The 741-nt window shown below is 31.0% G+C and carries 1 protein-coding gene; it reads left to right on the top strand.

The window, feature by feature from the left end; translation table 11 throughout:
* Positions 1–35: 35 nt before the first annotated feature.
* The coding region (locus WH277_RS00810; protein WP_339503819.1) for an AAA family ATPase at positions 36–741 on the top strand (706 nt) is incomplete at its 3' end.

Here is a 741-nt window from a genome sequence, read left to right as displayed (position 1 = left end):
AAATGCAACCTAAAATTAAAGAGAATTCATAACCCATGAGAATAGAAGAGATAAAAATCAAAAACCTTAACGGTTTCAATAACTACAGTATAAGTATTGAAGATAATAGCTTTATTATAGTTGGTGAGAATGGGACTGGTAAGAGTACCATTCTCTCAATGATTTACTACTTACTAAAGGCTGAGTGGGCAAAACTTATTGAATACGATTATGAAGATATTAATATAAGTATCGATGGTGAAACGAAGTCATTTCCTAAACAGGATATCATTGATTATTTTGACAGGAAAGACAATAGAAGAAATCGAGAACCTAGTAGAAATAGTCTTGCTTATAAACTTAAGTTGTATATTCATGAGTATATTCAGAGTAATTTTGATGGGAATTTTACGAAGTTTAAGAATAGAGATGTAATATTTAAAATAAGAAATGAATTTAAGGAATTAGGTAACCCGATTCCCCCCTCTTCTTTAGTGAGCGACTATATAAATGATTACATTTTGGATATTAATAGTTTCTCCGAAGATAATTTGGATGCGGAATCAGATGACATTGCTAAAGCTATCGCCTTCATAAATGACAAAGTGAATTGCTCATTAATGTATTTGCCAACATATCGTAGAATAGAACAGGATCTTGAAATCATATTTCCTAAATCAACTAAACTATCGAGTTACATAGAAGAAAATGTTGAAGCAGATGGTATTGTTCAGTTTGGGATGAAAGATGTCGAAAGCTTAC

Origin of the sequence: Erwinia sp. MYb416 (genome assembly GCF_037479575.1) — a bacterium.
GTDB classification, from domain to species: Bacteria; Pseudomonadota; Gammaproteobacteria; order Enterobacterales; family Enterobacteriaceae; genus Erwinia; species Erwinia rhapontici.
Note: the sequence above shows the minus strand (reverse complement) of the source record. Positions and strands in the feature narration are given on the sequence as shown.